The organism is Erwinia papayae (assembly GCF_058241465.1).
Map to the genome: position 1 here is coordinate 797,837 of NZ_JBZCHT010000013.1, position 23,453 is coordinate 821,289.

At 54.6% G+C, this 23,453-nt stretch carries 16 protein-coding genes and 1 pseudogene; 2 read left to right on the forward strand and 15 right to left on the reverse strand.

Annotated features, from left to right (window positions below):
• The first annotated feature begins 246 nt into the window (after nt 1-246).
• Complete coding sequence (gene cui / locus AC3RPL_RS19810) at nt 247-783, forward strand: colicin immunity protein Cui (protein WP_490741274.1); 537 nt, start codon at nt 247-249, stop codon at nt 781-783.
• 125 nt (nt 784-908) lie between these two features.
• Here cui and AC3RPL_RS19815 read toward each other — a convergent pair whose 3' ends face one another.
• Entirely contained in the window at nt 909-1,547 is a 639-nt protein-coding gene (locus AC3RPL_RS19815) for a colicin-like pore-forming protein (RefSeq protein WP_490741275.1), read from the reverse strand.
• A gap of 249 nt (nt 1,548-1,796) precedes the next feature.
• Between AC3RPL_RS19815 and AC3RPL_RS19820 the strand changes: the two genes are divergently transcribed.
• Nucleotides 1,797-2,009, forward strand: coding sequence for a hypothetical protein (locus AC3RPL_RS19820; RefSeq protein WP_490741276.1), 213 nt, complete (start codon nt 1,797-1,799; stop codon nt 2,007-2,009).
• A 430-nt stretch (nt 2,010-2,439) separates the two neighbouring features.
• On the opposite strand, the gene AC3RPL_RS19825 is transcribed toward AC3RPL_RS19820, so the two are convergent.
• From AC3RPL_RS19825 to dppA, 14 genes and pseudogenes are all read right to left on the reverse strand, one after another.
• On the reverse strand, nt 2,440-3,945 hold the full coding sequence (locus tag AC3RPL_RS19825; protein ID WP_490741277.1) for a T6SS phospholipase effector Tle1-like catalytic domain-containing protein: 1,506 nt from the start codon (nt 3,943-3,945) through the stop codon (nt 2,440-2,442).
• Nucleotides 3,946-4,068: 123 nt separating this feature from the next.
• Nucleotides 4,069-5,067, reverse strand: coding sequence for a family 8 glycosyl hydrolase (locus AC3RPL_RS19830; RefSeq protein WP_490741278.1), 999 nt, complete (start codon nt 5,065-5,067; stop codon nt 4,069-4,071).
• A 5-nt stretch (nt 5,068-5,072) separates the two neighbouring features.
• On the reverse strand, nt 5,073-5,540 hold the full coding sequence (gene bcsD / locus AC3RPL_RS19835) for a cellulose biosynthesis protein BcsD (RefSeq protein WP_490741279.1): 468 nt from the start codon (nt 5,538-5,540) through the stop codon (nt 5,073-5,075).
• Nucleotides 5,541-5,542: 2 nt separating this feature from the next.
• Nucleotides 5,543-9,331 (reverse strand): annotated as a pseudogene (locus tag AC3RPL_RS19840) (cellulose biosynthesis protein BcsC).
• 32 nt (nt 9,332-9,363) lie between these two features.
• A complete protein-coding gene (gene bcsB, locus AC3RPL_RS19845) occupies nt 9,364-12,168 on the reverse strand; it encodes a cellulose biosynthesis cyclic di-GMP-binding regulatory protein BcsB (RefSeq protein ID WP_490741280.1) in 2,805 nt (934 codons plus the stop codon).
• A complete protein-coding gene (gene bcsA, locus AC3RPL_RS19850; protein WP_367167968.1) occupies nt 12,165-14,258 on the reverse strand; it encodes a UDP-forming cellulose synthase catalytic subunit in 2,094 nt (697 codons plus the stop codon). Before bcsA ends, bcsB begins: the two co-directional genes overlap by 4 nt.
• Before the next feature lie 88 nt (nt 14,259-14,346).
• Nucleotides 14,347-15,144: a cellulose biosynthesis protein BcsQ gene (bcsQ, locus tag AC3RPL_RS19855; RefSeq protein WP_261641843.1), complete on the reverse strand. Its 798-nt coding sequence runs from the start codon at nt 15,142-15,144 to the stop codon at nt 14,347-14,349.
• Nucleotides 15,135-15,755 carry a cellulose biosynthesis protein BcsO gene (gene bcsO, locus AC3RPL_RS19860; RefSeq protein ID WP_490741281.1) on the reverse strand — a complete coding sequence of 207 codons (621 nt, stop codon included), beginning with the start codon at nt 15,753-15,755 and terminating at the stop codon, nt 15,135-15,137. The genes bcsQ and bcsO overlap by 10 nt, the downstream gene beginning before the upstream one ends.
• A gap of 847 nt (nt 15,756-16,602) precedes the next feature.
• Nucleotides 16,603-16,941 (reverse strand): hypothetical protein, encoded by a 339-nt coding sequence (locus AC3RPL_RS19865; RefSeq protein ID WP_490741282.1) that lies wholly within the window; start codon nt 16,939-16,941, stop codon nt 16,603-16,605.
• A 748-nt stretch (nt 16,942-17,689) separates the two neighbouring features.
• Nucleotides 17,690-18,715 carry a dipeptide ABC transporter ATP-binding subunit DppF gene (gene dppF / locus AC3RPL_RS19870; protein ID WP_490742102.1) on the reverse strand — a complete coding sequence of 342 codons (1,026 nt, stop codon included), beginning with the start codon at nt 18,713-18,715 and terminating at the stop codon, nt 17,690-17,692.
• Entirely contained in the window at nt 18,687-19,673 is a 987-nt protein-coding gene (gene dppD, locus AC3RPL_RS19875; protein ID WP_490741283.1) for a dipeptide ABC transporter ATP-binding protein, read from the reverse strand. The genes dppF and dppD overlap by 29 nt, the downstream gene beginning before the upstream one ends.
• 9 nt (nt 19,674-19,682) lie before the next feature.
• Complete coding sequence (dppC, locus tag AC3RPL_RS19880) at nt 19,683-20,585, reverse strand: dipeptide ABC transporter permease DppC (RefSeq protein ID WP_490741284.1); 903 nt, start codon at nt 20,583-20,585, stop codon at nt 19,683-19,685.
• Between the two features lie 10 nt (nt 20,586-20,595).
• Complete coding sequence (dppB, locus tag AC3RPL_RS19885; protein ID WP_490741285.1) at nt 20,596-21,615, reverse strand: dipeptide ABC transporter permease DppB; 1,020 nt, start codon at nt 21,613-21,615, stop codon at nt 20,596-20,598.
• Nucleotides 21,616-21,829: 214 nt separating this feature from the next.
• Nucleotides 21,830-23,440, reverse strand: a complete 1,611-nt coding sequence (gene dppA, locus AC3RPL_RS19890; protein WP_367167963.1) for a dipeptide ABC transporter periplasmic-binding protein DppA — start codon at nt 23,438-23,440, stop codon at nt 21,830-21,832.
• Nucleotides 23,441-23,453 lie beyond the last annotated feature (13 nt).

The window sequence follows — 23,453 nt, forward strand, 5'->3', positions numbered from 1 at the left end:
AAAGCCGTTTTATCATCGCTGCGGCTGCCACATTCCCATGAAAAAAGAGCGGTGCCCGGCCATTATTATCAATCTGAGCTGACAGTCTGCCCGAACAGATGTCTCAGCCACTTGCAATCGGCGCAACGCAAAACGGGCGTAGTACAAAGAGTTATACAGGGATGGCGAGCACTGCCAGAATCAGGCAGGCAAACGGAACGGTCCGATGGAACAGACACCGGGTGAAATAATAAACAGGGAGATACTATGGAACACGCGGATATCGTCAGGAAAAACAATAAAGTAAGCAGAAGAATGCTGGTTTTTATGGCATTTTCCGCAATACCAATACTGTTTATCTTTGCTTTGTACCAGGATGATCCGCACTCCCCTTTGCTGCAAGAGATCGCCAGCTTTGGCGCTGACTGGCCCGCTTTGATGTCAGCTAAAAATCCATTAATGAGTAAGGTAATGGATATTTACTGCAAAACGGCGCCCATTTTTGCACTGCTGTTTGTTTTACCTCCCTGCAACTGGGTTACTCTGAAAACAGAGGCGTCTCTGAGAGTTCTGATAAAAACTACTCTGCTCAGCGGCTCATTGTATTTCATCCTGGTCTATGTGTTTCTTTTTTGTAATATCGAACTCACCACCAAAAGAGATATATTGAAAATTATAGCCAAAAACGATTATTTTCTTACCGCATTTTACGCAAGCATATTTTCCGGTATTTTTTTATTTACAATAACGTTCATATGGATTTCTTTCGCATTGTTTAGAGAAACAAGAAATCGTATATTTTGATGCCCATCATATATCAAGCTAATTTATGGAATGGATTTTTACGATACAGGTAATTCTGAAAAAATATTTTCCGATCCAATTTATTCGGTATAAAAAGAGAAATCCAGTAGACCTCTCTTTTTAATCTAATGTGCCGAACGTATAAGCTCATTATTAATTTCATCTACCAAATCAGCATCAATAAATGTCGCTGCAATACCCAACAGAATTATGCCGAATATCGTTAAAGCTACTGAAGATATTGGGAAATATAACGACACCAAGGCGATTAAGCTGGTGAGTATCCCCAGCGCAAAGCTGGCGGCCAGACCACTTAGCACCCAGGATTCAACCTCAAGCATCAGCGGCTGCCAGTTTCCGGTTTCGAACCCCTCAATGCTTTTCTGACGGATTTTTTCAACCTTCTGCACGATATCGACCGCCTTAAACGCTCTGGCAAGGTTGCCCAGCTTGTCAGCCATATCGCTGGCGTTCAGACTTCGCCAGGCATTAATTATCGCATCTTTATCAGCCTTGTTAATTTTCATTCTGGGATTAGAGATGACTTTATTCAGGGAGGCCATCGCCTGGTCTATATTACGGATATTCTTACCTTGAAAATTCCTGATATTATCTGCAATTTCTTTTGCTACCGTACGGTATTTTTCACCCAAATAATCTGCGAGTTTTCCGCCTGTATCCGTAATCAATCCCGCTGCTTTGTCGAGCATTTCCCTTTCATCTCCGGCAGCTTGCTGGTTTTTCTGACGAACCAGATTAATCATGCCCAGCTCTTTTTTTGCCTTAATTATTTCCGATCTGGCTTTGGTAATTCGCGTTCCGGACTGCTTAAGCCTGGCCATCTTCATGTTATCAGCAATGGTTTTATTCAGCGCATTGATACGTGCGTCAGAAAGATCGCCCTTATAAAGGTCGGTCAGGCCCAGCCCGCCATTTAATGCATTGTGGTTGTCGTTTCCGGCTGCGGTTTTATTTTCGCTAAACAGATCTGCTGGAGCAGGCCCTAAATTAACATGAGCCGGAGAAAAATCACCGTCTATTCCCACGCCCGCATCGTTCGCGATCCCGATAATATGACCCTCTTCAATAAAGTAGAGGCTGAAACTTTCCGGATTGATACCGGCAGCCCGCGCCAGTGCGTTACCTGCGACACCAGCCTGTCAGAAACACCTGTGGCTCTGTTGCCTGAGTTATTTCTGTTATCGCGACCACCTGAATTTCCGTGACTATCGCCGCCGGGTGCAGGTTCACTCCCCCGCTCTGAACTCCAGCTGGTACCGTCACCCTTGCCACCACCGTAATTAAATCCCGCCATAGTGATATCCTTTTCATCTTTGCCCTGAATACGTCACCTTGCAGGTGCGTAACCTTTCCTGCAATTCAAATTATTCAGGGTCGCCGTTTATGATTGATAAAACAGCATCCATTAAATAATCATCTGACCGGGGCCAGCACAAATATATTTATTTTTTCATTCTGAAAGTTAATTTTACATCAGCAGCTGCGATGCTATGCTGAAAATAATCACAGTTCAATAATTGATAAGAACAACTGCGGCATACCTCATGCTTTTTATCAGATATAAATACAGCACGCTTCGGCAGTAACAGCGAAGAGACTGGCCGTTGCGAGGAATGATGGCATTATTATCTGCGCTCACATTTTCCGACCATCCACGCTGTAAATCGTGCGTTGCCAGTGCCTGTCCGGGCGGTTAGTGAATGACAGCAGTTTGCCAGGCCTGACCGCGCCGGAAACGCAGCCACTTTCATCAACGCTGACGGCGTTCCAGTTGGCGGAACAGTGCAGATACTGCCCCGCCAGCAGGTTCAGCTCCGGGGTGGTAAATCCCACCGCCTGCCGACCGCTGCGTGCCGCACGTCCCAGGGTGACGGCCTTTTCACACAGGCTTTCCAGCTCAACGGGCAACGCCAGCTCAGGAAATGCCGGCACCGCCGGGGTAAAATGCGCCCCGGCTTCCGAAGCCGCATCCAGCATTACCCTCAGCGCCACCTTCGCCCAGTCGTTGCGCACGCGGTGACGCAAAACTGCCGCCGCGCCGCTGCGCTTTTGCAGCATACCGTAACGATCGGTCGGCATACGGTCGTCATGCCAGCTGACCAGCTGTGTCGGGTTGCTGGCGGTCAACAGCGCGCTGGCCGGGTAATGTCTCAGGGCATCAAGTTCTTCAGCTGCCCGCCGGTAGACAGGCGTGCTGGCATCATCGGTAGCAAGCGCAACGGTGGCAAACTGTGGCCGGGTGAGAAAACAGTTCTCTTCTTCCACCGGGTGATAGCCGCCGCCAATATCAGAATGGACGCCCGGCAAGGCCAGCTCCGGCCACGCCGGTTTGACACTGTTAAGGGCAAAGTTAAAACGGCACTCGTGCCGGGCGGTAAGGTGAAAGACTTTCTCTGCCACGCCGGGGCGCAGTTCCAGCTGGACCTCACCACTGTGCGCACTGTTGGGGTTAAGCCCATTGGCTGCGCTGCCAATCGCCGCAACGGTATCAAACAGCCCCAGAAAACGAACCTTCCCCGCCGCCGCACCCTGATAATCCAGCCCGCACAGGCCCTGTTGCAGCGCGGCGATGATTGCGCGGGCCTGGCTGAAAACCCGGTTGGCGAAATGTCTGGCCGCCGCCGCTCCCCGGCTGAAGCCAAACAGATCAAATTGCAGTTCAGTGAGGGTGCAGCAAGCGGCATCAGGCTGGTTGCTGAAGAAATCACGCAGCAGATCGGCAATCGCCGCAATGGCTTTATCCGTTTTCGCCACCACGCCCCGTGCGCCGGTGCCCAGCGCCGTATCCAGCAGCCTGTCTTTCTCATCTGCTTCGGTGCCGATGCCATCGATATAGATACGCTGTTGTATCTGCCCTTCAGCAATCGGCAAATCGGTTTGATACAGGTTGTTCAGCCAGTGGATGTTGGTGTAGTAGCCAAGATGGCTGCCCTGATGGCCGTCCTGCCCCAGTCGCGCCAGCGCTGACAGGGCCTGTTCATCGTCGAGGCCAAAATATTCCGCCGCGCAGGATTGCAGGCGGGAGGTGGTATTGACGGCATTGTTCGCCGTGCCGTCAAAAAAAATGCCGATGGTCAAAACCAGCGCTGCCGGCTGTTGCCTGATCTGCCGATCGGTTGAAGTGGTCTGAATTGGGTTCATCTGGGGTCCCGGTGATCTCCGCCGTTTTCCCCAGTTAACCCCCTGCGCTACGCGTCAGACAATCCCTGCACCGCCGCATAATTTAGCGCGTCGGATGCAAAAATGAGTAAGTTACTCAGGCGATTAGCGATCTTTCATCGCTATCCACACCAGCATTTGCAGACTGGCCGAGTAGTAATCTTCTTTATCGCTTAACCGATCGCTCAGGCCGCCCGCATTAAGCGTCAAATCACGCACCGCCAGCAGCCCACCCGACATATTGTAAGGCGCTTTGTTATTGTTCAGCACATCGATCCACGCGGGGGTTTGCAGCCGTGAGAAGCTCATCCAGTAACGCTGGAAAGGCACCAGTTGCAGGCTTTGCGGGTCATACCACCAGACATACAGCGGGATGCGGATGGCGTCATAGCTGAAACGCGGGGGTTTCGCCGTGGCGGGAGCGACCGAGCCATCGGCATTCAGCACCACCCAGTCCACCGGCAGCCCCGCATCACCAAAGCGCATCTTCGACAGCAGATCCATACCGCTGTCGATCAGGTTATTCCACACTTTCAGGTGACTGCGGCTGGCAAAATCACGCCACGCGGAAAACAGGAAATAGGACGGATTGATAATCAGGTAGGTGGTTTTATCAAACCCCTGATTACCCGGCAGCATCACCGTGTAGCCGCCAAAGCTTTTCACACTGTGATCGGCAATGGCGCGCTGGATGCGGTCGGATGCCTGCAAATATCCGCTATTCTGCCACTTCTCTCCGGCCCTCAGCAGCGCCCAGGCGATCAACACATCGCCATCGGAGGCGTTGTTTTTATCCGCCACCGGATCGGCAGCCGCCGGATTATATTTCCAGTAAAACAGTCCGGTTTGCGGATTTTTCAGATGCTGCTGTGTCCAGCGCCACAGGCTGTCAAAGCTGCTGCGGTCGTTATACGACACCGCCATCAGCATGGCGTAACCCTGCCCTTCGGTGTGGCTGATATCGTTGTTGCCGGTGTCCAGAATGCGGCCATCACCGGTCATAAAACGGCTTTTAAAGCTGCTCCAGCCGTCGGCTGCGCTGGCCTGCACACAGCTCAGCAGCATTGCTATTACTATTACGCTCGTCAGCCAAAGCTTTTTCACCCGTCTCACCTCTGGTAGCAGAAAGTTAATGTGGTTTCGTCGCTGGTTTGCTTACAAACCAGCGGGACGTCTGGCTGACCGCCCTGTTCAGCCAGCCAGCGCCCGTAGAGGCCAAGCAGCACCGCGCCCAGGGCCGCACGCCACTGAGGTCCGTCAATCACGCCGTCTCCCGGCGGCAGGGCCATATGGCAGATAAGCAGCGAGGTGGCATGAGGCTGCACATCGACAAAGCCCCAGTTAAAGCGCGCCAGCACCGCATTGATCTGATACTCCAGATCGGCCACCGTCTGCGCTGCCGCCAGCGGATAGCGAGCGGCCAGCGTCTCGCCCATCTGCCGCAAAAACGCATGACTCTCCCGTTCGCCCGCATTGCGTAACATCCCGTTGATCATCACGCTGAGCAGATCAAACCAGCCAGGCTGATACTGCTGCTGACGGTAGTAGTTCAGCGTTCGCTCTGTCAGTTCATTCATGCTTATTTGTCCCCAAGCAGGTAGCGGAAGTAAAGTTGCGCGCTGCTCTCGTTATAGTCACCAAAGGTGTCGTAGCCAAGCTGACCGCCAATGGTGACATCTTTCGTCACCCGGTAATCCGCGCCGGCATGAAGTTTATAACCGATGCCATTTTTGCTGCTGCCGCCATACCAGGCTTCAGTCACGTCACCGGCATCAAAGTAACTCTGCAACTGCTGCTGTTTCGCCGCATCGGTGGGGAAGTAAGCACTGCGATCCTGTGAATACGACTGATAGCCCACCGAACCGCCAATTCTGACTTTGAGATCGTCGTAGTCCTTGCTCCAGTCCACCGGAAAAGAGACGGCCGCAAAGTTCTGCGGGCTGAAATAGCCGCCCTGACCATAGCTGAAGTAGCTGAGATTTTTGGAAAAATCCATCCAGCTGAAGCTGATGCCGGTCTTCAGTTCGCTGTTGTCATCATGATAGGGGCGAAGATAGGCTCCGGCCGAACCGACGAGGCTCTGGTTAGTGGCGACGTTTTCACCCAGATAGCTGTAGCCACCCGCGCTTAACCAGAATCCGGCATCGCCGTTATCGTAGCTCAGCATGGCGTTACCGCCGTTTTTGGTCACCTGACCCCATCTTTTGCCGGTGAGCTTGTCCTCCATGCCGACATAAGAGAGCAGGCTGTCGGTGACGGCCCGACGTTCACCGGTGAGGATCAGCGTCAGATAATCCGTCAGTTTGGGCGACCACTGAATGCCCCCCACCAGCGTGTTCAGATCCTGCCCCAGCGGAGTGGTCCCAAGATCGATTTTGAAATTGTCGTTGCTCAGGGCGAGATTAACCTCGGCCCCTGACGCATTCTGTGCGCCTGGCGAGTTGAGCGCCACCGATGACGGCGTGACGGCATTGGCCTGAGCGATACGTCCCTGCTCCAGCGCTTCGGTGCCGAAACGCGGGATAGCGCTACCGGACGCACTGCCGGCACTCAGGCTGAGCGGCGTCAGCGTAAAGTCAAAGCGCGTATCGCCATAGGGGACGGTGGAAAACACCAGCGGCGCTTTGGCTTCGGTCAGCTTGCTCAGGCCGGATTCGCCGTCACGCGATCGGATCTGCACCGTTCCCTGCGTCCAGCTGCCGGTGCGCTGCTGCAAATCATCCAGCATGTTATCGATCTGCTGGCGGGTCTGCTCCTGCTGTGTCGGCACATCAGCACTGGCCGTCTGGCCGCTACTGTCAGCGGCCACCGTGCTCTGCTGCCACGGCATCACCGCGCCATAAGTTGAAGGCGATGCGTTGTGGCGTACCGGCAGCGTGGTGCGGTTGATAAACGGGTTATCCGCCAGCACCAGCCCGCCAATCACCGGCGGAGAACCGTCGGACGTCTGTTGTAAACCGTTAATTTTTCCATGCGCAGTACGCAGCCAGGCCAGCGCCTGCTGATGATCGCCATCGGCCTCAGCGACGCGCGCCATCAGCAGCAGCCGCTGCGGCGTCTGCTCACCGCGCAGGCCAGCCACCAGCGCTTTCGCTTTCGTCAGGTTGTGTTCGGTCAGCGCCACGTTGATGGCCCCAATCCGCGCGTCCTGTGCAGGGGTGTCACGGGTAATCAGGTAATCGTAAACCACCCCGGCCTGTGCGTTCATTTTGCCGGACTGATAAAGTCGGGCCATCGCGAACATCAGATCGGTGTTTTGGGGATCGTGCTGCAACGCAGCAATCAGCTTGTCGTAAGCTGCGGCATACTCGCCCTGATTACGCAGACGATCCGCTTCGTTAATCAGATAACCATTCCGGATGCCCGCCAGTTGGGTGGGAGTACTGCGCGACTGCAATTCCGGATTACTGAGGAAGCTTTGCGCTTCACCCGCCAGTCCCGCCTGATTGAGCACCTGCACCTGGTCGGCATAATCTCCGGCGTTACCCTGCACGCCGCGCTGCATGTTGTTGCGCACCAATGCAACCGCCCCAGGCAGATCGCCCGCCGCCGCCAGATTTTTCGCCAGGCTGCCCACATCCGCCGGATTGTCCGGTGGATTGACCGCCAGTGCCTTAAGGGTGTTGAGGGCGGCGGTGTTGGAACCCTGCGCCAGGTACTGCTGGGCCACGCCCATTTGCAAATTGAAATTGACCCGACTGGCCAGATCGCGCATATCGCGGTTCTGATTACGCGGGGGGATGCGGGAAAGCAGGGACTGCGCCTGCTGCCACGCACCGTTTTCACTGGCAAACAGCGCCGCCGCATAGATTTCGTTACCACTGGCCCCCTGGCGGAAGGCGGGTTGCATCACGCCAGCCGCCAGGCTGGTGTTGCCCTGCTGCTGATAAATGCGCGCCAGATCCAGCCGCAGCCAGCCATCATCAGGAAAGCGGCGAATTCCCTGCTGGAGCAGTCCTGTCGCCTGGGCGATGTTACCGGCCGCCAGCGCCTGTTTAGCCTGACGGCGCACCGGCTCGCTGGTGGCAGTGGGTCGGGGTGCCATGCTGGCGCGCACCGCGTCGGGCAGCGCCGCCAGCAGGGTGTTGGCTTCCGCCGTGCGGTTCTGCTGGCGCAGCACGTAGAACAGCCCCTCTTTCGCGGAACGGTTATCCGGATTGCTCTGGAGCACCGCGCGGTAGGTCTGTTCAGCCGCATCCAGCTGATTGCTGCGCCGCTGCACGTCAGCGCGAAACAGTCTGGCCGCAAGGCCTTTTTCGCCTTCGGCCTGGGTTAACGGCTCGCTCAGACTCAGCGCCTGGGCGACGTCACCCGCCTTCATCGCCTGTTGAGCCTGGCCAAGCTCAGCATAGAACCGGGCGTCGGCCGCCTGCTGCTGGCGCTGCTGGCTGTTGTCACCGCCCAGCTTTGCCGCCCGGTCAAGATAATCGGCGGCAGCGGCGTAATTCCCGCTGCGCTGGGCAACATAGCCCAGGCCCGCCAGCGCATCGGCATCCTGCGGGTTGGCCTTTAATACCCGGTCAAACGCCGTCTGAGCCCCGGAAACATCGCCGCTGTTCAGGGCGGTAAAACCCTGGCCTTTCTCCGCGCCGCCGACATTTTTGCGGTAATAATCCATCACCGCGCGGTCCTGCGGGTGACGCTGCTGATAGTTCTGATAGAGCGCCGCATCCTCTGCCTGTGGCCCCAGCCACAGCAGCGCCTGACGCAACGAACGGTCGGCATCGGCGTTACCGCTCGCCATCCCTTCAAGAATTTGCAGCCCTTCGCGGCGGGTCGATTCCTGCCAGGTCAACGCCTTACCCAGCGCCAGCCTGGCCCCGGTATCCTGCGGGTGCTGCGCGGCAAACTGCCGCAGATTATCAATCGCCTGCGGCAGCAGCGTCCGGTCGCCCGCCATCGTCAGATAGTATTCCGCCGCCACGCTGTCCGGCGGCTCGTTGCCACTGAAAGTGTTGCGCCAGGTTTGCAGCGAAGCGGCAATATTGCCCGCTCTGGCCTGCTGACGGGCCAGCGACAGCTGGGCTGCGGGAATAGTCTGCATCTGACGGGCATTATCCAGTTCGGTCAGACGCGGGTCCTGCGGTGCAACCTAGCTGAGACGCGCCCGCCATTTTGCCGCGTTTTCATTATCCCCGCTCTGCTGCGCCCACAGCGCCATCAGGTAGAGCGCCTGGCTGTTGTTGTTATCGACCATCAGCACTTTATTCAGCGCATCGCGGGCCAGATCGTCATGGGCTTTCTGGTGCCAGTAGCTGGCCTGGTCGAATAACGCCATCAGCGCCGGATTATTGCTCTGATCCGCCAGCGCAGGCGGCGTCAGCACCGAGGCCAGCAGCGTGATACCGGGCATCCACAGCGGGCGCATTCTGGCGGTAAGCGTGTTTATTTTCATTGTCATCACTTCTTATCGCCTTTGCCACGGGCATCATTCTGTGGATTGAGCCGCTTCCAGGCATGTTTTTTCAACAGCACGCAGGTACTCAGCCCGATGATTGCGGAGATCAATAACGCAAGGAAAGCCAGCAGCACCGCATGTTGGTTGGCGTACCACACCACCATCATGTACCACGGCATCTGACCGCTGGGGAACTGCGTGCCAACGTGAAAACTGCGGATACCATTTTCATCGGTGATGATGGCGGTATCGCCACGGATACCGGCGTTTATCCGGGCCAGCGACAGGTCATTGTGCAGGCGCGACAGTTGAGCATCATCGGTTGCCACCGTCATTACCACCACCCGCGACGTGCTCCACGGCGAGCGGTAGCTGACAAAGCCGCGCCAGTCTTCGTTTGACGAAAAATAGCGGTCGGCATCCAGCGCCTGGCGATACCAGTCGCCGGTCAGCCAGCCGCGCAGGTTATCGCGCCAGCCCGGCTCTTTCACCCCCAGCGTATGGCTGTTCACCTCAAAGGGCGAATCACGCAGCATCGACTGGTTAAAGGCGGTTTGCGCCAGGGTGGAGACCGCCAGCACATCACTGTTTTGCAGCTGTTGCAGCAGCGTGCCACCTGCCGGAATGCCGAACATCACGCTGTTGTGGTACAGCGCCACACCGGTGGCATTGCCGGAACGTCCCGCCAGATCCAGCAGAGCACTGATTTCCGCATTGCCCGGCTGCGACGCCAGCATCAGCACGGTTTGCGAGTAGTCAGCAAAACGGCTGAACGGAAAGGATGCGCCAACAAAATAGGAGAGGTTAGGCAGCAGCGTGAAATGACGGGTGTGGCTCAGGTCAATAAAGGCGTCATCTTCAATGCGGCTTTTAATATTGTTGTTGGTCAGCACGCCACAGGGCGCGTTCTCTTTTGGTTTGATACTGAAATAGAGCTGTAGCTGGTTATCGCCATAAATCAGGTAGGGATCGAGCTTCAGGGTGTAATGTTCCTGACGTGCATCGCCGCCCAGGCGGTGCCAGATATTCTCCAGCAGCCCGACTTTGTTTACCGTCAGATTACGCAAAAAGGTGCCGTTGAGTGTGACATTGAGGAAGGATTTATTTTCATCTATCCAGCTTTCTGACGGGAAGCGGTAGCTGAGATGAACCGGCAGACTGTCGCCATCCCACAGAAACAGATCGGGCGCGGCGCGGAAGTTAACCCGCAGCGCGTCATGCCAGATGCCGTTGGTGGTCAGGCTTTGATCCTTACGCAGCAGATCGCGCAGGGGCACGGGTCGATCGGTGTTGATCCAGCGCGGCGCATCATACGCTTTACTGACCGGCATGCTGTGCTGCGCCACCGATAAGGTGTTGCTGTCCACGCTCAGTGGCAGCGTGAGACGCCAGGCGGCCTGACGCAGATCGTCGTCGGTTTTACCGACAACCAGCATCAGTTTGTAAACCGGGTTTGCCGGGTTATCCACCAGTTGCAGAGTCGGCCCGCTGACCTCCGGCACCGGTAGCCCGGCGATAGTCTCTCCGGGCCTTGCGAAGATAATACCGTTCTTCTCCGGTAGCTCATTGCGTAATACCGGGAAGTGAATGCCGCGATAGTCAGTCTGAATACCCATCCAGGAGGAGACGATAGCAGCGGCGCTCACCTGACCCGGCGTCACGCTTTGCCCGAAGATCATCGTCACGCTGGAGGGCGTCATACGCAACGAGTCGATAAAGGGACGGGGGAAATTGCGCAGCGCATTGCCCATGTTCAGCTGCTGACCTTCCAGCGACAGCGTTGATTTTGGCAGAATCGTCACCTGGTACTGGCTGGCGCTGTCGCGTTCACACAGCAGCTGGTCGGCATCGTTGATTTTAAAGCTGAGGTTGTTGCTGGAGACCACCATCGCCGCCGGGATATCCAGCTGGTACTCTTCGCTGGCGCTGTCAGAGGCGCTCAGTGGCAGGGTGCCCAGAGGCTGGCCATTGAGCATCAGTTGCAGCGAGGTGTTGCGGGCGGCCAGCGCCTGCGACACCTTCAGCGAGAGATTCAGCCGCGCGTTGGTGATTACCTCATCAGACGGCAGGGTGAAGATGATGCCCGACTGCAACTGACCGCCGGTGAGCGTAATGCCGCCAGGTTGCCCCATCTGCGCCACAGAGACGGTACTGGCAAGCGGCTGGTTAAGCATCATATCGGGCACGGCGGGGGATGGTGCGGTGGTGCTCTGCCCGCCGTTGGCCGTCGCATCGGCGCTGGCCGTCGGAGCAGTGGCACTCTGCCCGCCGTTCGCCGTCGCATCTACGCTGGCTGCCGGAGCGATGGCGCTCTGCCCGCCGTTGGTCGTCGCATCGGCGCTGGCCGCCGGAGCAGTGGCACTCTGCCCGCCGTTGGCCGTCGCATCGGTGCTGGTCGCCGGAGCCGTGGTACTTTGTCCGCCGTTTGCCGTCGCGTCAGCGCTGGCCACCGGGGCGGTAGCGCTCTGCCCGCTGCTCGTCGTCGCATCAATGCTGGCCGCAGATGGGTTGGCGTTTTGCCCGCCAGCCGGTGCCGGCAACGGCGGCAGGTTGACAGGCATCTGGCCCTGCTCTGTCACGGCGTCACTGCTGGCGGCCGCTGAAGAGGAAGGTTGAGACGATACCACGCCCGATAACGGCGTCGTCTGCGCGCGGCCAGGCTGCTGAGTGGACGTTTGTCCCACATCAGCCGGTGGCGCAAGAAGTGAGAGCGCACGGCTGTCCTGGGTAACATTATCCGAGGCAGCCTGCGCGCAGCCAGCCAGCATCAGCCCGCTCAGACCAAGCCAAAAAAACAGTCCCTTCATGCCATCCCATCCTCATCAGCCCTGGCGGCTTTACGGCTGCGGCCATCTTTCCAGGAGAGCCAGAACAGTTCAAATACGGTGCGTATAATGGTTAGCAGCGAGCGAATGGGCCGATCTTTAGGACCGGCAGGTTTGATCCATGCATCAGCACGGGAGAGCACGACCCTCACCAGCTCGCGACGGCGTGACAGCGGGATCTCATCAAATTTCAGTCGGATAACCCCATCTGATGCACTGATAATGCCGACAGGAATGGAAATCGCGCCGGATTGCAGCATCAGATCCACCGCTTCAATCGCATCGGTTTCGTGGCGGTTATCCTTCGCCGTCACCTGCACGCCGCCCATCGACAGGTTTACCGTGTTGGAGCGGGATGAAATGCCGCTGGCGTAATGCAGTACCACCGGGATATCGACCTCGATACGAATGGTTTTGCGCGTCTGTTTTGTTTCTCGCGCCACGGCAATCGCCGCCATCAGAATGATCAGACTGAACAGTGCCCAGCCGACATTCAGCGCAATGACCCACGGATCGACGCCAAAGTAGTCATGCGCCACCGCGCGGGTGATACCGCTGACCACGCCGACCAGTAACAGCAGGGCACAAATCACATGCGGTCGCACGATATTGAAATCGAAGAAGCCACTGTCCAGCAGGCCTCCTTTGTCGGTAACGTTAAATTTGCCGTGTTTGGGCGAAATCATGGTTAACAGCGTCGGGATCACCAGATGGAAGGCCATCACCGTTTCATAAATCTCCCCCCAGAAGGTGGCGCGGAAGCGGCCATTCATTCGGGAGTTAACGTAGAGCGATATCACAAGGTGCGGCAGGACGTAGGCAAAGATCAGGCTGGCGGAAGAGTGAATAATATTCAGATTGAACAACAGATAGGCCAGCGGCGCGGTCAGGAAGATTACCCGCGGCAGACCAAACTGGAAGTGCAGCATGGCATTGAGGTAGCACAGCCGTTGCTGCCACTTCAGCCCCCGTCCCAGCAGCGGATTATCCACGCGGAAAATCTGCGTCATGCCACGCGCCCAGCGGGTACGCTGGATAACGTGCAGCCCCAAACGCTCAGTCGCCAGACCAGCAGCCAGTGGCAGCGCCAGGAAAGCTGATTTCCAGCCGCGACGCTGCATTTTCAGCGCGGTATGGGCATCTTCGGTAACGGTTTCTGTGGCAAAACCGCCGATCTCTTCCAGCGCGCTGCGGCGGATTACCGCACAGGAACCGCAGAAGAAGGTGGCATTCCAGTTGTCGTTGCCCTGCTGAACCGGCCCGTAAAACAGCGCGCCTTCGTTGGGGATTTCACGGGCAGCTTTCAGGTTACGTTCAAACGGATCGGGTGAATAGAAGTAGTGCGGCGTCTGCAACAGCGCCAGCTTTGGATCTTTCAGAAACGGTGCCACGGTAGCCTGCAGGAAAGCGCGGGTAGCCACATGGTCACAGTCAAAAACGGTAATCAGTTCGCCTTTGGTGATGCGCATCGCGTGGTTAAGATTGCCCGCCTTGGCATGACGGTTGTCGTCACGGGTGATATAACCCACGCCAACATCCGCCGCAAAGACGGCAAATTCACTGCGTTTACCGTCGTCCAACAGGTAAATTTTCAGCTTGTCGCGGGGGTAGTCGATGCACTGGGCGGCCAGCACGGTATCGCGCACCACATCCAGGCTTTCGTTATAGCTGGGCACGTAAATATCAACGCTCGGCCACAGGCTGAGATCGTCCGGCATCGGCTCAATCGTTCTTTTCAGCGGCCAGGAGGTTTGCAGATAGCCCAGCAGCAAAATCACCCAGACGTATACCTCGGCAATGAATAAGCCAATCCCCAGAATCGCTTCAATTTCAGAATTAAAATAGAGCGTCTCCGTCGCACGCCACCAGATATAGCGCGTTGACATCAGAGCGGAGAGAAACACCATCACCATGGAGATTTTGTGGCTTTTGGTCAGCCCCAGAATAAAAATAATGGCGATGGCGATCAGGCCGAACATATATTGTTTCTGGCTGTCCATTGGGGTGATCACAATCACTGCGGCAAACGGCAATGCAACCAGCAGCAGCAGGTAATACAGGACTTTGTTCATAGGGCATACTGAAGCAACTATTATTCTTTACCGGCGCGCAGGCACACTCCGGGGTTTGACGCATCCATTGCGATCGGCGTACCGCCAGTTAACGCGATCCCAGCGGCGCATGCATCTCGCCATCGCCCACTTTGATATTGAGCAGCGCAGCAAGACGCTTGCTGACCAGCTCAATATCAAATGCGGCAGCTGACACCGGGTTGAAATCAAAGACGGACTGCTGCGAGGCATTGGCTTCCACCACGCTTTCATCACGGTTTACCACGCCCAGCAATCTGTCTCCCAGTTGCTGTTGCATGAAGGCCGTCACATCACGACTGATAGCCCGGCGGCTGTCACTCTGGTTCAGCACATAGTAGTTGCCGCTGCGCTGATTCAGCGCACTGCCGGTCATTTTATTGTTTTCAACATTCGGCAGCAGCGACAGTGAGGCGGTGTCGGCCAACATCACCACCAGATGTAAATCGGCCAGCGCGGCCATGGCCTTGAGCGCCGGGCCGGGGCCGGGCGGAAAATCGGCGACGATCACCAGGCCCGGATAGTTCAGGACAGTGTGCAAACCGCGGGCAAGGAAATTGGGGTCGGTGGTGAGATTCTGTTCAAATTCGATACGTTGGTCTTCTGACACTTCACCGTAAGGCAGCACAAAGATATTGCCGCCGGTAGTCAGAATCGACTGACTCCAGTCCGGTGAGACGGCAGATTTGGCGACAAAGCCACGGGTATCAGCCAGCGGCACGCCAAAATGCAGGCGCAGAGCGTTTTGCACATCGAAGTCGATGGCAAGAACTTTACTGCCGCCACGCGCCAGCGACCAGGCGAGATTGGCGGCAAGGGTGGTTTTGCCAACGCCACCTTTCGGAGAACAAACACAAACTAACGGCATGAGGCGATTCTCTCCAGCAGAGCGTGTAGCTGGGTATCTTTAGGTAGCGGGGATGCCTGCGATTCTGGCGTGGCGTTGAATAACTGTTTAAAACGCGTGTTATCTGCGTCGTGTACGTCGGTGGACCGACTGGCAACATCGGTGGCAAGGGGGGCACTCGCCTGTGGCTGGCGCGCCGTTTGTAGCGCGACTGACGAGGATGAAGGAACGTCTTTTGGCTCGTCAGGGATCGGGGCAGACTGCGCCACGCCAGCGGCCGGTTTCAACTGGCCAGAAATGCTGTCCAGTAGCGAGGTTGAGGTTTGTACCGCGGGTTTGGCCGCCACAAACGCCGCGACGCTTTGTGACGGGCGTATCACCTCCTGCGCGACCTGCACGGTCGCCGGAGCGCTCTGCTGGCTGAAGGTATCGACCGCCACAGGCTGGGGAGCACTCACCTGTACGCTCTGTCCGTTGCCTAGCGTCGCATCTGCATCTTCATCCATTAGCTGTCTGATGGTCGCCCAGTTGGCTCCATCTGAACTCCGTGTCTGATCAGACATGTCCCTGAATTCGATATGGTTGGTTTGCGTTTTTTCTTTAAAACGCTGAAGGTCATCATAACTTTTCATTGGAATGATCGCGAAAATCGGGAGTTTTGCGGCAATATAACATACAAATTTTGGCTGGATCTGATTATTCTTAACCACCCAAAAAAAGGCATATTTATCAGAAAATTAACATACATTGTTGAGCATTAAGATGGTCACGCAGTCGGTTAATCAACATTGTTATTATCTGGTTTTATTGAATATTTTATGCAGCTTACTATACCGTTGATGACGGGATAATCTGTGCCGCACAGCACTGTTACAGCTTAGCAACACTTCAGGAAGGCTAATGGACTATTCTGTTGCCAGGGATAAAAATGTGACTTATGTCACTATTCGCCAGTATCTTAGTCAGGCCCTGAGGCCAGCCATTCCTTCCAGGTTATGTTGTCTGGATGAACGATTGCCCTCAGGACCGGTAAAAGTTAATAAGCGGTAAGAAAACGAATTGATTTTTAGTGTCTTACCAGATTTAAGGGAGGAAAACTTCTTTAAACAAAGGTTCCGGGAATGAAATCATCGTAACGAAAAAGGTCGTACCTTACTTAGTAATAAGACCATCTGATGCAAAGAATGCCATAACATCATTTTAATATTTTAAAAAATCAAATATCCGCATTAAAACAAAATATGTTTCTTTCAAAAACTGAAAAAATGATTATCGCGACATTGAGCTTCAATCCCCATAAACAATTCATTTAAATCACATACTGGTCTGTTTTATAAATCAGAACTAAATGTTTAATCTGTTAAAAATTACGAAAAGTGAGTTACAGACTTCCTGGCATCCATTAAAAACATCTGTTATTTTCTTCCTGATTTCCCTCAAATCAGAATATGCGTTTAATTCCTTATATTTATAAAGTTTTTATTTAGCTGTAAAATTATCAATTATTTGCATGGCTTCATCTTTTAAATTCTGATCGAATAACCGGGATGATGTTGAATGAATATTTTTTAATGTAGTCTTTGTATAATTTATATCATCACAAAGAAATTTAATAATTCCCTTTTTGACAACATCAGAACTTAATTTGTTCAGATTTATTAGCTCTCTGCTAATGACATTAATTTCTTTAGTCATTTTATCATGCCTCTTTTTAAGCAGATGCGCTCTATTTACAGGGGCATATTCTACAGTTTTATCAGTTATTTTTTTTAAAATTCCATTTTTTCCTGACGTTTGCGTTGATATATTTATCAGCAAAAGGTTTGACTGATTCTGACTGCGAAGGTTTTTTATTTTCGATCGCGCGCTCAGGCGGTGCCAACTCTGCGAGTTTTTTTCTCCTCTCCGCTAATTTTTTTCCATTTCAGTTAATGGTCTGCTGTTTTCTTTTAGCAGAACTGACTTTCTTTCATTGATTGATCTCTCTATATTATTAACATTCCCTGGAGATTGATGCTTCAACTTATACTTCAACTCACTTATGAATTTTTGTTTAATTGAGTGCCCGTCGGGGTTGTTTACACCATCATTATAATTATGTATTACAGAGGTATAGCTGACATCAGAGAAGCGCCGCTCAGGTCCTGATTGGTTGTTTTCTTTTTTATTATTCGCAGCAAAAGCATGGCATGCTCATTACAGAGAGTATTTTTATCCCGTTCATTACGTTTCTGGCAGGAAAGAATTTTTCAACCACTCTTATTAACGCCTTTCCTGGTTGAAAGTCTTTATCTGTCGTTCAGCAGGGCTTATTTTACATTTCCTTCAGACAGTTCTTTAAATCAGAGATTTGAGACGTTTTTTTAAAACTCTTTTACTAATACATACTGTTTAATTGAATAGTCGGAGATTTCATTTTTATCCTGGCAGACAGGCTGCAAAAACAGATTTTATTCTGTTCCGGCACAGCATACAAAAACTTCAGTAAGACACTTTCCAGCCTGGGATATTTTTTGCAAAGGACAACTATCCGGCAACGGTCTTACTGACCCTTGCCGGAAATGATTTAGCAATGAATGGATTTATCTTCATCCTGATCAACAGCAAAGCAGGCAATCTGCTGATCGCCGTACGGCTTAAGCTGTGGCGGGAGCTGAGTACAGGGCGCAAAACGTCTTCGACAGCGCGCATTGAACGCACATCCCGGCGGCGGATTAAGTGGACTGGGCAGCTCACCGCTCAGTTTGATGCGCTCGCGGCGTTCATCCGGGTTCAGACGCGGTGTGGCAGAGAGTAACGCCTGAGTGTACGGATGGCGTGGATCGGCAAAAATAGCCTCTTTGCTGCCCTGCTCCACACAACGCCCCAGGTACATCACCATCACTTCATCAGCGATGTGCTCGACCACCGACAGGTCGTGGGAAATAAAGACATACGACAGCCCCAGCTCCTGTTGCAGATCCATCATCAGGTTCAGCACCTGCGCCCGCACCGACACATCCAGCGCAGAAACCGGCTCATCGGCAATTAAGACGTCCGGGTCCAGCATCAGACCACGGGCAATGGCAATACGCTGGCGCTGACCGCCAGAGAACATATGCGGATAGCGATCGTAATGTTCGGTTTTCAGGCCGACCTTCGCCATCATCTCCAGCGTTTTTTCCCGACGCTCCGCTTTACTCAGCGTGGTGTTAATCAGCAAGGGTTCTTCGAGGATCTGACTGATTTTTTTACGCGGGTTCAGCGAACCATAAGGATTCTGGAAAACGATCTGGATCTTCTGACGACGCAGCTTTTGCGCGGCCGGATCGTGCTTCAGCAGATCCTGTCCCTGATAAAAAAGTTGTCCTTCTGTCGGCGTTTCGATCATGGTCAGCAACCGGCCAAGGGTGGATTTGCCACAGCCGGATTCGCCCACCACCGCCAGCGTTTTGCCACGCTCAAGATTGAAAGAGACACCATCCAGCGCCTTCACCAGACGCTCCTGACCAAACAGACCCTTTTTCACCGGGTAGTGTTTTTTCAGATCGACAGCCTGCATCAGCAGCGCGGGATTAATTTGTTCAGGCTTCACAGGTCGGCCTCCCGGCATCGTCAAGTGGGTAATGACATTTGGACTGACGTCCCGGAATATCACGTAATTCAGGCTCTGACGTGCGGCAAAGATCGTCCGCATAGGGGCAACGAGGGTTAAGCAGGCAGCCATTGGGTCGGTCATACTTGCCGGGCACCACGCCAGGTAGTGAGGCCAGACGCGCTTTGTCCGCCGCGAATTCCGGCAATGCCCGCAGCAGCGCCTGGGTGTAGGGATGGCGCGGCGCTTTGAACAGATCCGCCGCTTTGCCGGTTTCCACCACCTGTCCGGCGTACATCACAATAATGTGCTGCGCCGCTTCTGCCACCAGCGCCAGATCGTGGGTGATCAGGATCAGCGCCATATTTTCCTGGCGCTGTAAATCAAGCAGCAGCTCAATGATCTGCGCCTGAATGGTCACGTCCAGCGCGGTGGTGGGTTCATCGGCAATCAGCAGTTTAGGCCGACAGGCGATGGCCATCGCAATCATCACACGCTGGCTCATCCCCCCCGAAAGCTGATGCGGATAAACCTCCAGCCGCGAGGCAGGATCGGGAATACCCACCTGAGTCAGCAGATCAATCGCACGCTGGCGACGGGTTTTTTTATTGCCGCCCTGATGGACTTTGATCGCTTCCATAATCTGAAAACCCACGGTGTAACAAGGGTTCAGGCTGGTCATCGGGTCCTGAAATATCATCGCCACTTCAGAGCCAACCAGCTGACGACGCTCTTTTTCAGAGATACGCTTCAGGTCACGCTGGTTAAATTCCAGCTTGTCGGCCATCACTTTGCCGGGGTAATCAATCAGGCCCATGGTCGCCAGTGAACTGACCGATTTTCCGGAACCGGATTCCCCGACGATGCCTACAACCTGGCCATGCTCAACCTGATAGCTGATGCGGTCAACCGCGCGGAACGGCGCTTTTTCGTCGCCGAAATGCACCGAAAGTTTGTCTACGTTTAATAACGCCATCTGAGCCTCTTACTGCTTGAGTTTTGGGTCGAGGGCGTCACGCAAACCATCACCCATCAGGTTAAATGCCAGTACCGTCAGCAGGATAGCCACCCCAGGAAAGGTGACCACCCACCAGGCACTTTGCGCATACTGCAACACGTCGGAGAGCATGGTGCCCCACTCCGGCGTAGGCGGTTGCGCCCCCATACCCAGGAAGCCCAGCGCAGCCATATCAAGGATGGCGTTGGAGAAGCCCAGTGATGCCTGCACAATCAGCGGCGCAAGACAGTTAGGCAAAATATTGACAAACATCTGTCGCAACGCGCCCGCTCCGGCCACGCCGGAGGCGGTGACATAGTCGCGGCTTACCTCGACCAGCACCGCCGCGCGGGTCAGCCGGATATAGTGCGGCAGGGCAACAAAGGTCAGCGCAATAGAGGCGTTAACAATCGACGGGCCAAAAATCGCCACCAGCACCAGCGCCAGTAACAGGCTGGGCAGCGCCAGCATGATATCCACCAGCCGCATAATAATGGCGTCGGTCGCGCCACCGACATAACCGGCGATAAGGCCAAACACCACGCCGAGGATCAGCGACAGCACCACCACCAGACAGCCCAGCAGCAGCGATAACCGTGCGCCATACATCAGCCGCGACAATACGTCACGGCCCACATCATCGGTGCCGAAGATAAAACGCCAGCTACCGCCTTCCTGCCACGCCGGTGGATGCAGCAGCGCATCGCGGAACTGTTCGGCGGGTGCATGGGGGGCGATGACGTTAGCGAACACTGCGATTAAGAACATCAGAACCACGTAAACCAGACCGATAACTGCGCCTTTGTTACGTTTGAAGTAGTGCCAGAATTCCTGCAAAGGGGTCATCGGCTTGGGTGCGGCAGTCACGCTGCCAGGATCGACTAAAGACATGCAGCCCCCCTTATTTTTTGTGGCGTATGCGCGGATTAACCACGCCGTAAAGGAGATCAACCAGCAGGTTGACCAGAATGATTAGCGTTGCCACCATCAGTACGCCACCCTGGACGACAGGATAGTCGCGACGTTGCAGCGCATCGATCAGCCAGCGGCCCAGCCCCGGCCAGGAGAAAATGGTTTCGGTGAGGATAGCGCCCGCCAGCAGCGTACCCACCTGCAATCCGATTACCGTCACCACCGGCAGCATGGCGTTGCGCAGGGCATGTACCACAATCACCCTCATGCGGGTAAGGCCCTTGGCTCGGGCGGTGCGAATATAATCCTCGCCCAGCACTTCCAGCATCGCAGAGCGGGTCATTCGTACTATCATCGCCAGCGGAATGGTGCCCAGCACAATCGCAGGCAGGATCATATGCATCACCGCATCTTTGAAATCACCCGCTTCACCCCACAGCAGCGTATCGATCAGCATAAAACCCGTTAGTGGCTTGCTGTCATCCAGGAACACCGTATCACCGATGCGCCCTGCTACCGGGGTCAGGTTGAGCTGTACCGACACCAGCATGATCAGCATCATTCCCCACCAGAAAATCGGCATGGAGTAGCCGGTCAGCGAGATGCCCACGGCGGTGTGGTCGAAAATGGAGCCACGTTTTACCGCCGCTAACACCCCAACCGGAATGCCAACCGCCACGGCAAAGATCATCGCGCAGATCCCCAGTTCCAGCGTCGCTTTAAAGCGTGGGACAAATTCCTGCCAGACGGGAAGACGGCTTTTCAGCGAAATGCCAAGGTCGCCGTGAAGTACGGCATTGACGTAGTTAACGTATTGTTGCCAAAGCGGTTTATCCAGCCCCATCTGGGCCAGAAGCTGCGCATGACGTTCTGGTGACATGCCGCGTTCGCCAGCCATGATCAGCACCGGATCGCCGGGGATCATATGGACAAACGCGAAAGTAAGTAAGGTGATACCAATAAACGTTGGGATGACAAGTCCCAGACGTCGGAGTATGAACTGCAACATAATCCGGATTCTCTGTAATTTCCCGCAGACCGTAACCTGGGGGATTATTATTTGCTCACATCCTGCGGCCAGAGACTGCCAGCCGCGACGCAGGTTAAAGCGTCTTTACCATTTTGCTTTCGGGCGGTTGTACTTCCGTGCGGACAGCCAGAAACGGGCCGGAGAACACGGCCCTGTGGGGAGTGTGAAAGGGCCGGTTTTCCGGCGCCAGTCATTATTCCTTGATATCGACGTTATCGAAGTGATGCTTACCTAACGGATCCACAACATAACCTGTCACTTTCTTGCTGACCGGCTCATACACAGTAGAGTGAGCAATAATCAGCGCCGGGGCCTGGTCATGCATCATCACCTGAGCCTGTTTGTAGTACTCAATACGTTTGTTGTGATCGGCTTCTGCCCGCGCTGGCTGGATCAGATCTTCAAACGGCTTGTAGCACCAGCGAGAATAGTTGGAGCCATCTCCCGCAGCGGCACAGCTGAACAGCGTGGCGAAGAAGTTGTCCGGATCGCCATTGTCCCCGGTCCAGCCCATCATAACGGTCTGGTGCTCGCCCGCTTTCGCCCGCTTGAGATACTCACCCCACTCGTAGGTGACGATTTTGGCTTTCACGCCAATTTTCGCCCAGTCGCTCTGCACCATTTCCGCCATACGGCGTGCGTTCGGGTTGTAGGGACGCTGCACCGGCATAGCCCAGAGATCGATAGTGAAGCCGTCAGCCATGCCTGCGTCTTTCAGCAGCGCTTTCGCCTTCTCAGTGTCATATGGGTAGTCCTGTACCGCGTCGTTGTAGCTCCACATGGTTGGTGGGATCAGGTTTTTAGCAGGCTGGCCTGCGCCCTGGTAGACCGCCTCAATGATGGCTTTCTTGTTTACCGCCATGATCAGCGCCTGGCGCACTTTCACGTTATCCAGCGGTTTTTTCTGGGTATTGAACGCCAGATAGCCAACGTTCAGACCGGGCATCTGCATCAGGTTGATATTTTTATCTTCTTTCATGCGGGCAATATCAGCCGGATTCGGGAATGGCATCACCTGACACTCGCCTTTCTGCAACTTGGCGTAGCGCACAGAGGCATCCGGCGTGATTGAGAAGACCAGACGATCAATTTTTGGCTTGCTGCCCCAGTAGTGGTCGAATGCCTTATAGAGGATGCGGGAGTCTTTCTGGTACTGCAACAGCTGGAACGGACCGGTGCCCACTGGGTTCAGGTCAAGCTTTTCAGGCGTCCCGGCTTTCAGCATGTTGTCGGCGTATTCCGCTGACAGAATGGAGGCAAAATCCATCCCGAGGTCAGCAAGGAATGGCGACTCCGGGCGGGTCAGCGTAAAGCGCACGGTGTTGTCGTCCACTTTTTCCACTTTTGCGATCAGTTTCGGCATATCCATGCCTTCAAAGTATTCATAGCTGCCGCCTGACACGCCATGATACTTGTTGTTTTTGTCCAGCTGACGCTCAAAGGAGAAAACCACGTCGTCGGCGTTAAAATCACGGGTGGGTTTAAAATCTTTCGTCGTCTGCCACTTCACGCCTTTACGCAGATGGAAGGTATAGGTTTTGCCATCTTCACTGACATCCCACTTCTCCGCCAGGCCTGGCTGGATCTCGGTGGTGCCGGTTTTGAACTCAACCAGACGGTTGTAGATCGGTACAGAGCTGGCGTCATAAGTGGTTCCGGACGTAAACAGCTGCGGGTTGAAACCTTCCGGTGAGCCTTCTGAACAATAGACCAGGGTTTTAGCCTGGACGCCAGCGGCAACGGTCAAAGCGATCAGGCTCAGACCAACCTTCAGCATTCCTGTCTTAGCCAGGGAAATACGCATGCTTCTGCTCCAA